The 10066-nt window shown below is 52.2% G+C and carries 8 protein-coding genes; 4 read left to right on the forward strand and 4 right to left on the reverse strand.

Going from position 1 to position 10066, the window contains the following annotated elements:
* Positions 1–15 precede the first annotated feature (15 nt).
* The 3 genes from FMR86_RS05305 to FMR86_RS05315 form a co-directional block, all read right to left on the reverse strand.
* Complete coding sequence (locus FMR86_RS05305) at positions 16–978, reverse strand: glycyl-radical enzyme activating protein (protein ID WP_163350042.1); 963 nt, start codon at positions 976–978, stop codon at positions 16–18.
* A gap of 233 nt (positions 979–1211) precedes the next feature.
* The gene (locus tag FMR86_RS05310; RefSeq protein ID WP_163350043.1) at positions 1212–3602 is read right to left on the reverse strand and encodes a glycyl radical protein; all 2391 of its coding nucleotides are present in this window, start codon (positions 3600–3602) and stop codon (positions 1212–1214) included.
* 240 nt (positions 3603–3842) lie between these two features.
* Positions 3843–4241, reverse strand: coding sequence for a heme-binding protein (locus FMR86_RS05315; RefSeq protein ID WP_163350044.1), 399 nt, complete (start codon positions 4239–4241; stop codon positions 3843–3845).
* Between the two features lie 405 nt (positions 4242–4646).
* Here FMR86_RS05315 and FMR86_RS05320 point away from each other — a divergent pair, with 405 nt between their 5' ends.
* From FMR86_RS05320 to FMR86_RS05335, 4 genes are all read left to right on the forward strand, one after another.
* A complete protein-coding gene (locus FMR86_RS05320; RefSeq protein WP_163350045.1) occupies positions 4647–6524 on the forward strand; it encodes a PocR ligand-binding domain-containing protein in 1878 nt (625 codons plus the stop codon).
* A 2-nt stretch (positions 6525–6526) separates the two neighbouring features.
* Positions 6527–7942, forward strand: a complete 1416-nt coding sequence (locus tag FMR86_RS05325) for a sigma-54 dependent transcriptional regulator (RefSeq protein ID WP_163350046.1) — start codon at positions 6527–6529, stop codon at positions 7940–7942.
* 103 nt (positions 7943–8045) lie between these two features.
* Complete coding sequence (locus FMR86_RS05330; protein WP_163350060.1) at positions 8046–8510, forward strand: Fur family transcriptional regulator; 465 nt, start codon at positions 8046–8048, stop codon at positions 8508–8510.
* A gap of 213 nt (positions 8511–8723) precedes the next feature.
* The gene (locus FMR86_RS05335; protein WP_163350047.1) at positions 8724–8945 is read left to right on the forward strand and encodes a hypothetical protein; all 222 of its coding nucleotides are present in this window, start codon (positions 8724–8726) and stop codon (positions 8943–8945) included.
* A 75-nt stretch (positions 8946–9020) separates the two neighbouring features.
* Here the strand turns inward: FMR86_RS05335 and FMR86_RS05340 are convergent, their stop codons facing one another.
* Entirely contained in the window at positions 9021–9776 is a 756-nt protein-coding gene (locus tag FMR86_RS05340) for a DUF362 domain-containing protein (RefSeq protein WP_163350048.1), read from the reverse strand.
* Positions 9777–10066 lie beyond the last annotated feature (290 nt).

Genomic DNA, 10066 nt, shown 5'->3' on the forward strand with positions numbered 1-10066 from the left:
ATTGCGAGGCCTTTTTTATCCACCCACTGAAACATTGTCACAGTGGGGCGTTACCAAATCTTTCAAAGCCAGCACATGATCCCGTTCCGGCGGTTTTACTCCGCTCAAGCAGTATTCCCGGTCCAGTTGTTCCCATTTGGGTTCGCCGAGACGGTGATAGGGCAGGATATCCAGACCCTCAACGCTGCTTCCCAGCGATTCCACAAATTTCGCTGTGGCTTCGATATTTTCCTCAGAATCATTACAGCCGGGAATGAGTGGAATGCGTATGCGCAGTTTTTTGCCCATACGTGCGGCCATGTTGATATTCTCCAGAATCTGTTCATTGGGCATGCCGGTAAGCTCTTTGTGCCGGGCTGAATCCATGTGCTTGATGTCGGTGAGCACGAGGTCGGTATGCAGCAGCACTTCTCGGAAAGCGGCCGGTGCGCAGAGGCAGCAGGATTCAATGGCCGTATGCAGCCCCCGTTCATGCGCGTCTTTCAATGCCTCAATCAAAAAAGCAGACTGCAAAGTAGGTTCGCCGCCGGAAAAAGTCACCCCGCCTCTTGATGTATCGTAAAACGGGCGGTCCCGCTCCACCTCTTCCATTACTTCATCCACGGTCAGATAACGGCCCACAATGGTCATGGATCCGGCGTAGCATTTCTCTACACATTCACCGCAGAGGTTGCATTTTTCCCTATCAATAAAGACCCCGTCTTCCCGGTATTCTATGGCTTGTTCCGGGCAGAGGGTGGCGCATTTCACGCAACTGATACAGTGGTGGGGAATGCGCATGATCTCCGGTCTGATGCTCATGGATTCAGGATTCTGGCACCATTTGCAGCTCAAAGGGCAGCCCTTCAAAAATACCAGAGTGCGGATGCCGCCGCCGTCATGCACAGCAAAACGCTGAATATCAAAAACCAATCCCGTAAGATCAGCCTTATCTCTATCTTCTAAACTAAATCTATGCTGCCGCTCTTTCCATCTCATAAAATATACTCACTTTTGAATGCCTCCGGCGGCTGGGGAAGGGCTTCGCTCTGCGTGGCTTGGAAGAGCATAAGCAGCAATAAAAAGTACTTTCCCTGTAAATAGTGCGAAGGCGGCTTTAAAAATTTACTGATAAATTAAAACAACTAAAAAGTTTTGGGATTCTTAAACCCTTTTCCCAAAAGGGTTTAAGGCCTCCGGCAGGACCGCCGGAGGCCTACTTGGCATCTTCTTTAGAAGTTCTGTTCAGTACGTGCGAGGATATCATCCTGCAGGGATTTATCGAGCGCGGTGAAGAATGCGCTGTATCCTGCTACGCGGACAACGAGCCCTTTGTGTTTTTCAGGGTTGGCCTGAGCATCGAGCAGGGTATCCCGGCTGATGACGTTGTACTGTACGTGGAACCCGCCGTTCTGGAAGTATGCTTCGGTAACGGCCTTGAGGCTTTCCAGTCCCTTTTCGCCTTCGATGGCGGAGGGGTGGAATTTCTGGTTCAGCAGGGTGCCGTTGGATGCGATTTCGTGATCCAGCTTGGCAACCGAGAGTACGGAAGCGGTGGGACCGCAGGAATCGTAACCGGAGATGGGCGATACGCCGTCTGCCAGCGGTGACCATGCCTTACGTCCGTCGGGAGTTGCCATAACCACGGAACCCAGGGGGACGTTTGCGGAAGCGGGATACAGACCGGGCTGGAATTTACCGCCGCGGGGGTTGGTGTACTTGTTTACTTCTTCGCAATAGATGAGCGCGGCTTCCTTGGCGATTTCATCAGCATAATCGTCGTCGTTGCCGTATTTGGGAGCGCGGTTGACCAGCATCAGACGCAGATCTTCCTGACCTTCGAAGTCGCTGGCAAGGGCTGCGTGCAGGTCCTTGAGGCTGATGGCTTCTTCGTCGAAAACCATTTTTTTGATGGCGGTCAGGGAATCGCCTGCGTTGGCAACACCTACGCCCTGAGGTCCGGTGAAGTTGTAATGCGCTCCGCCTTCCTGCAAGGATTTGGCTTCGGCAATGCAGTCGTCAACAAGAGAGGAGAGGAAAGGCAGCGGGCAATGCTTGCCGTGGGTCATGTCCACTGCGTTGTCGGCGGCAGCCATGAGTTTGACGAAGTAGGAAGTCTGCCGGGTGTAGGCTTCCATGACGTCTTCAAAGGATTTGAACTCTTCCATCTTGCCGGACTTGGGACCGATCTGCTTTCCGGTGCGCTGGTCAACACCGTCGTTGAGGGCCAGCTCAATGATCTTGGACATGTTGTAGAAAGCAGCATCGTGCCAGCCTTCGGTCTTGCCGCCCACCTGAGGCTCAACACAACCGATGATGCCGTAATCGCGGGCATCTTCGCGCTCAAGGCCGCGGGCCAGCAGGGCGGGAACGATGACGCGGTCGTTGTAATATGCGGGGTAACCCATACCCATGCGGCTCAGTTCGGCTGCTTTTTTGTACAGCGGATCAGGAGTGCCTTCATGGATGCGTACAGAGAGAGAAGGAGCGTAAAGCTTGGTGTTGGCTCCTGCCTGCAGCACGAGGTAGGACATGGCGTTGGTGGCATCGGATCCGTCACGCTTCTGGCCGCCCACGATGAGGTTCATGAACATGGGGTAACCGGCGAAAGCCATGGTGGAGTTCTCGTCACGGACCTTGTTAAGTTCCGCGAATTTAATCCAGAGCATGTCCAGCATTTCCTGAGCCTGTTCGATGGAGATGTCGTCTTTCTGCAGGAAGGGGTTCATGTACTGGTCAAAGCGCATGGGGGAGATGGAGTGGCCGTTGGATTCAATCTGGATGACCAGATGTACGAACCAGAAGGCCTGCAGTGCTTCCTGAAAGTTCTCGGCAGGCTGCGCCGGAACCTTGCGGCAGATGCGGGCGATTTCATTCAGCTCAAGCTTGCGGGTAGGTTCTTCGCAGGCGGAAGCCATCTTTTCAGCCAGTTCTGCAAAACGTGCGGCAAAAGCGACCACAGCTTTGTTGGCGGTGATGACCGAGTTGAGGAAATGCATCTGGTTCAGCTGTTCACCGTCGGCGAAATCAAGTTCTGCCAGCTTGTCTTCGGCCTGCTTGATGATGGCGTTGATACCGACATTGAGCACTTTTTCGTAGTTGGCGGAGATGTGTCCCACGCCGTTGTAGAAGTAGTTACCTACGGTGTAGACAACGTCGTTGTGCGCCTCAAGGGACTTTTCAGGCATGAGCTGGGAGGCGATTTCGTTAACAGTCTTGCCGTCCCAATAAGTGAAGGCTTCACGCAGTTTGCCTTTTACGTCTTCGGAGATAAGGAAAACGTCAGCGGTTCTTTTTTCGAGGCGGTCCAGTTCGTCTTCAACCCATTTGCAGGAAAATTCAGGAAAGATGGGCGCGGAGCGGGGCATGGAGCATTGGTTACCGACAATGAGTTCATCGTCCTGAATGAAAATGGACATGCCGGAAAGGATCTTCTCCAGAGCCTTGGCGCGGCGGATGGGCATGGGCTGGCCCTCGGTTTCCTTGTAGGACTCGGTTATCAGCACCGCACGTTCGGCGCAAACTGCCGGGGCGGTGTTCAGGAAACGGTCAAGGGTTTTGGTAACTCTGCCGGACGCGCCGACTGTTTTGGGGATTTCAACACTGGGTTTGTTCTTGGTCATGATTCCATTCCTTAAATTTGGAGTTAAAGATGCCTCCGGCGGGTCTACCGACGGTCCCTCCGGGGGCCAAAGAACCCTTTGGAAAGGGTTCTCTGGACTCTCCTAAACTTTTTGTTAGGCTTCGCCGTTTTTAGTGCTTAGTTGTTCAAAATTATTAAAAGTTTTTGGGATTCTTAAACCCTTTTTTCAAAAAGGGTTTAAGGCCCCCGGCAGGGACCGTCGGTAGACCCGCCGGAGGCATTAATAAGCTGCGAGGCCCGCTTCCGCACAAGCGATGTCCTGCTCCACACTTCCGCCGCTGACGCCGATTCCACCGATTACTTTTCCACCTTTTTCAATGGGCATTCCGCCGCCGAAAATGACAATGCGTCCATTGTCTGCGTTGTGAATGCCGTAAAGTTCGCCACCGGGCTGACTTACCGAGCATAGGGTTTCGGTACTCATCTTGGCGGCTACGGCGGTGTAGGCCTTGTTCAGGGACAGGTCGATGCTGACCAGCAGGGCATCATCCATGCGTACCTGAGCAAGGAGATTACCGCCCTGATCAACTACGGCGATGACCATGGGCACACCGATCTCTTCCGCTTTTTCCTGTGCGGCAGCGACCATGCGCAGTGCAATTTCTGTTGTTACCGGCATCGGTTTTCCTTCAGTTAAAATTTGATTAAATCCATTCACCTTCCATCACGTTACAGACTCCCCTAAAGAGAAAAACGTGCCATGGTCGGTTCTGTTTTGTATTGCGGGCGGTTAGCTGTGTTCGCTGACTTTTGTGACATAATTGGGAAAATGTGACTGTCAGCGCAGGTTGACAAGTTAGTTGCGGGAGAAGAAGTTGGATTAGGAATAGTTTTGTTATTACGAATGTTTATAGGATGTTTGTTCGTTTGGTTGACGCACGGGTTAGCATGGTTGTCATTCCGGTTTGCCGGGAGAGGCGGAAGGGATGGATTGCGCAGATCAGAGGGATGTGTTTACCTTGTTTGAAGGCTTTTTCAGAGCTGGCATTGAAAATGCTTGGGATGCAGAAGAAGGTTAATAGCAATGGAAATAGACAAAGATATAGATAACGGCGTCCATGAGGATTTTATTGAAGAGTTGAACACCCTGCGCGGCAGGGTGGCAGAGCTGGAGGCGAACCGTACCCTTTGCGGCAACTTCGGGAAGGATTGCAGTCTTAATTCCCGTTTTGCTGATCTTGATAAAAACGGGCGGGAATACAGGTTTGAGGATTATTTTGATGTTGAAGCTCTCCAGCGTATTCAGGATGCTTTTTCCGAAGCCACCAATGTGGCCTCAATTATTACCGACCTTGAAGGTCGGCCCATCACCCGGCCCAGCCGTTTCTGCCGCCTCTGCAATGATGTTATCCGCAAGACTGAAAAGGGTTTGAAGAACTGCATGCGTTCCGATGCTTCTTTCGGAACCAAGAGTCCGCTGGAACCGATCATGCGTCCCTGCCTCAGCGGCGGACTCTGGGACGGCGGAACCAGCTTCTATGTGGGTGACCGCCATATTGCCAACTGGATTATCGGACAGGTGCGCTGCCCGCCCATCAATGACGACAGAATTAAACGGTATGCCCATGAAATCGGTGCCGATGAGGATGAATTCATGACCGCGCTGGAGGAAGTCCCGGTCATGTCCCGGGAACAGTTCTTAAGCGTCTGTAATGCCCTTTGCCTGATCGCCAATCAGATTTCCATTCTGGCCCGTAAGAATTTTCTGCAGGCGCAGGCCATTGCCCGCCGCCGGGTGGCCGAAGCGGCCCTGCGTGAAAGTGAAGAGCGTTTCCGCCAGCTTTCCCAGTCCACTTTTGAGGCCATTTTCATTCATCATGAAGGCGAAATCCTGACCACCAACCGGGCCGGACAACGTCTTTTCGGCTACTCTCAGGAGGAATTCGCCGGGCTGAATATCGATGACCTTGCCGATCCTGAAAGCCGGGATACGGTCCGTTTTCATACTTCCAAAAACCGCAAGTCCCGTTTTGAAGCCGGCTTTCGCAGCAGGGACGGGCGCATGCTTATTTGTGAAATTCAGCAGCGGGACATTATCTTTCAGGGCGAAAAGGTCGGGGTCTGCGCTATCCGCGATATCACTGAGCGGGTGGAATCCGAACGGCAGGCCAAGGAAAAAGAACAGCAGCTCATTCAGGCCGATAAAATGGTCTCGCTGGGCGTGCTGGTCTCCGGCATGGCCCACGAGATCAACAATCCCAACAGCTTCATGACCCTCAATCTGCCTCTGCTGGATGAAATCTGGCGGGATATCACCCCGGTCCTTGAGGATTACTACCACGAGAACGGTGATTTTCTGGCCGGTGGGCTGGAGTACAACGAATTGCGCAGCTTCATGCCCGATCTGCTTTCACGTATGCAGGAAGGGGCCAGCCGCATCAGCGGGATTGTGAACAGTTTGAAGGATTATTCCCGGCTGGAGCCCGGCGAGCTCATGTGGGAGGTTGATCTGGTTGACGTGATCGATAATTCACTGCGGCTGCTGGAAAACCTGATCAGCCATAAAACCGCGCGCTTTGAACTGGATCTCGCGACCGAGCTGCCGCAGGTGCGCGGTAATTCGCAGCGTCTTTCACAGGTTTTGATCAATCTGCTGGTAAATTCCTGCGAAGCTCTTTCTGACCGTAATCAGGGAATTCTGCTTTCTTCGAGGTTTGCAGAACAGGAGGGCGTAGTTGAGATTGTTGTGCGTGATGAAGGGGTGGGCATTGCCGAAGAGCATATCAAGAAAATCACCGATCCTTTTTTCACTACCAAACGGACCAGCGGCGGCACCGGGCTGGGATTATCTGTGTCTTCCACAATCGTGCAGGAGCATGGCGGACGGCTGGAATTTTCAGCTAACCCCGGCGGCGGAACCATTGCCAGATTTTCAATTCCGGTAATCAGGGAAGAGGAATAATAATGAATAAAAGTACAGGACTGACCCCCAGATATCCGTTGCTGCTGGTGGATGACGAGGATTCGTGGCTGCAAAGCTTCCGGGCCACGTTGCGTTCGCAGGGCATTGATAATGTTGTGCTGCTTAATGACGGTGCCAAGGTCATGGAGACTCTGGCCCAGCGGAAATTCTGCGCCGTTGCCGTGGACCTGATGATGCCCCATGTTTCCGGAGAGGAACTTATTCCGCAGATTGTGGAGGAGCACCCGGAAATCCCGGTGCTGGTAATTTCCGGGCTGAACGAGATCAAGGCTGTGGTCAATTGTATCCGCAAGGGCGCATTTGATTTCATCGTCAAGACCGAGGACCGCAATACCCTCATTGCCGGGGTTCGTCATGCCATTGAAATTTTCGAGTTGCGGCAGGAAAACAAGTCCTTGCAGCAACGTTTTTTCAAGGATTCACCGGACCGTCCGGAATTGTTCGCGGAGATTGTCACCGCTCACAAGGATATGGTTTCAATCTTCAAGTATATTGAGGCCATTGCCGAGACTTCCCGTCCGGCACTGATCACCGGGGAATCCGGGGTGGGCAAGGAACTTATCGCCCGTGCCCTGCACAACGGCAGCGGAAGAAAAGGTAAATTTGTGGCCGTGAACGTGGCCGGGCTGGATGACAATGTTTTTTCCGATACTTTGTTCGGACACAAGAAAGGAGCCTTTACCGGAGCCACGGAAGCACGCATCGGTCTGGTGGAAAAGGCCAAAAACGGGACCCTGTTCCTTGATGAAATCGGTGATCTCAGCCCGGCTTCCCAGACCAAGCTGCTGCGGCTGTTGCAAGAGCACGAATTCATGCCGCTGGGGTCGGACATGTCCAAGCGATCCAGCGCGAGGATCATCACCGCCACCCACCAGTCCATCACTGCAATGCAGGTAGAGGGTAAATTCCGTAAGGATCTGTTTTTCAGACTGCGCGGACATATGCTTAATATCCCGCCGCTCAGGGAACGCAGGGAGGACCTGCCGTTGTTGATTTCCCATTTCCTCGATGAAGTGCAACGTGAAACAGGGAGCGAAGTGGAAACTGATGTGCATGAACTTTCCGCCTTTCTGGAAACTTATCCTTTTCCGGGGAATGTGCGGGAATTGCAGCATCTTGTTCATGATGCCGCTTCCATCTGCGGCAATGAGGAATTAAAAGCTGAGCATTTTAAAAAATTGCTGGTGGTGCCGGGGGATTCGCCCGGTTCAGAAGGATTTGTGCCTGATTCGGGAGAGAGCGTCAGCTTCGGCACGCGGCTGCCCACCTTGCAGGAGGTCCGGGCCCGGCTCATTGAAGAAGCCCTGCGCAGAACCAAGGGCAACCAGTCTTCAGCTGCCCAGCTCATCGGGGTCACCCGGCAGGCGGTGAGTAAATATTTGAAGAAAAATGGGTGAAGATTAAGTCCTGTAAGATAAGTCCCCGCAATGTCCCTGCTCATTGCGGGGAGTTTCATTTCTGATGCGAAAAATCATAAATGCCCTTGACAAGAGAGTGAAAATGGATTTCATTTTCGACATGTCGATTGAAGCACGAAAAATATTTATGGATTATCTCGCTGCAAACGGGTTGAGCATGACTCCCCAGCGCAAGGCGATTGTTGAAACCTTTCTTGAAACAGAAGGGCATTTCTCTGCGGAAGAGCTTTTCAAGCTTGTTCAGGAGAGAGTCCCGGAAGTGGGCCAGTCAACAGTTTACCGTACTTTGAAACTGCTCGTAACCTGCGGACTTGCGGACAGTCTTGATTTCGGGTGCGGGGTGGCTCTTTATGAACATTCATACGGGCATGAACATCACGATCATCTTATCTGCACCCGGTGCGAGAAGAAAGTAGAGGTTCTTGATGAAAATATTGAACGCAGACAGGAAGAGCTGGCCAGAAAAAACGGCTACACCCTTACCCGGCACCGGATGCTTTTATTCGGCCTCTGTCCGGAATGCCAGCAGCTGGATGAAGAGGAATAAGAGCTTGAAATAAAATCATATACTGATTTTTGATTGCTTGACATAAAGTGCTCCCCCGAAAGGTGGGAGCTTTTTTTGAAGTTTGAAATTAATACTCAACATCTCGATTTTACGAATGATCGCGTAAAGGTTTATTCTGGATTCAACAGCTAGAAATATTACAGCGCGAACCAGAACCGCCGGGCTGAATCCGGTGAGTAAAAGGAGTATATTATGAGTCTTGGAAGAATCGCTCTCGTTGCGGCAGGAACCGTTGCCGGTGGATTGGTCTGTTATGCAGCTTACAAGTCCGAAACAGTGCGGGGTGTAGCAAAGTCCGCTGTTCAGGCCGGGGTAAAGGCCAAGGACTGGACTGTGGATACTTACAACAAGACCACCGGGGAATTTAAGGAAATCATCAGGGACGCCAAGGCTGAAGCTGAGCTTGAAGCTTAGCCCGCTACCTGTAGTCCGAATTTTAAAATCCTCCCGGCAATGCGTTTGTTGCCGGGAGGATTTGTATTTGTTCTGCTAGCGTAGGTGCCCGATATCGCACCAGTTCAGACCGAGGATATCCGCGGCCCTGCGGTCAAGCTCCAGCGGGTCGAATCCGGCCAGAATGAGTTCCGGGTCAGGGTCGCAGAGTGCGCCGCCCAGATGGTAATCGGCCAGCCCCACACTGGCGTCCATCACAGAAAGCCACGGCGGCAGGTACATGTTCAGTTCCTTGACCGACTGCTGCATCTGCTGGTGGAAGAAAGATTTTTTCCAGCTTCCGGCATTGTAGTGGGACGGAGGCGCAAAGCCCATCATGTTTTTAATGGCCCCGGTTATCCCGGCCAGTGAGTGTGCTTTCAGGTTGGGCAGGGAAATGGTTTTGTGGCTAAAAGCGATTTCCGGCAGAAAGATGGACGGGAAAACTTTTGTTCCTGCCATTTTCTTTTCGCAGAGTGGGGCATGGTTCAGGTCCAGCAGCTGCACTCCGAATTCTTCGGCCAGCTTTTCATAGCCCAGCATCCTGAATATTTCGTCAGTCTCGCGGTTCATGTCACCGCATCCTTCAGCGATTATGATTTCCGCGTCCGGGTTGGCCGTCTGCGCATATTCCAGTACCGCCCGGCAGAATTCGGGAGCTGTGGTCACCGGAGGCGGGGAGCTGTTGACCAGATTGGGTTTGAGCAGGATTTTATTTTCTTCGGCAATGGCTGCGGCTGCTCCGATTTCATCAAGAGCTTTGAAAACGGAGCTGCGGTAGTCCGTGAATTGTGCTTCGGCTACAGGCGACATGGTCTTCCTCATTTATGGGGATTGATCAAAGATGGGGTTTCGGGATTGCCGGAGTGGGCAGTTGCTCCAGTATAAAATCTATTTTTGTAAAAGGGAAGATGCGCGGCTGCAGTAAAAAAAGGACCGACGTTGCCGTCGGTCCTTTCAGATTGCTGACTAACCCCGCTTTTCTCGGAAAGCGGGGTTTTATTATGCTTTCTTCCGTTCGATTTAATTTGAAAAGCTCAAGTTTGTGCGACCAAAGTCAGATTTGGGATCAGAAGGGAAAATTGTGTTTATTTTGGAGAAAA

Source organism: Desulfovibrio sp. JC010 (assembly GCF_010470675.1).
Taxonomy (GTDB): domain Bacteria; phylum Desulfobacterota; class Desulfovibrionia; order Desulfovibrionales; family Desulfovibrionaceae; genus Maridesulfovibrio.

Bases quoted from the DNA above. Each gene is read 5' to 3' on its own strand.
- FMR86_RS05335 (WP_163350047.1), top strand. From the start codon at position 8,724: ATGAGTCTTGGAAGAATCGCTCTCGTTGCGGCAGGAACCGTTGCCGGT.
- FMR86_RS05340 (WP_163350048.1), bottom strand. From the start codon at position 9,776: ATGTCGCCTGTAGCCGAAGCACAATTCACGGACTACCGCAGCTCCGTT.
- FMR86_RS05315 (WP_163350044.1), bottom strand. From the start codon at position 4,241: ATGCCGGTAACAACAGAAATTGCACTGCGCATGGTCGCTGCCGCACAG.
- FMR86_RS05330 (WP_163350060.1), top strand. From the start codon at position 8,046: ATGGATTTCATTTTCGACATGTCGATTGAAGCACGAAAAATATTTATG.
- FMR86_RS05325 (WP_163350046.1), top strand. From the start codon at position 6,527: ATGAATAAAAGTACAGGACTGACCCCCAGATATCCGTTGCTGCTGGTG.
- FMR86_RS05305 (WP_163350042.1), bottom strand. From the start codon at position 978: ATGAGATGGAAAGAGCGGCAGCATAGATTTAGTTTAGAAGATAGAGAT.
- FMR86_RS05320 (WP_163350045.1), top strand. From the start codon at position 4,647: ATGGAAATAGACAAAGATATAGATAACGGCGTCCATGAGGATTTTATT.
- FMR86_RS05310 (WP_163350043.1), bottom strand. From the start codon at position 3,602: ATGACCAAGAACAAACCCAGTGTTGAAATCCCCAAAACAGTCGGCGCG.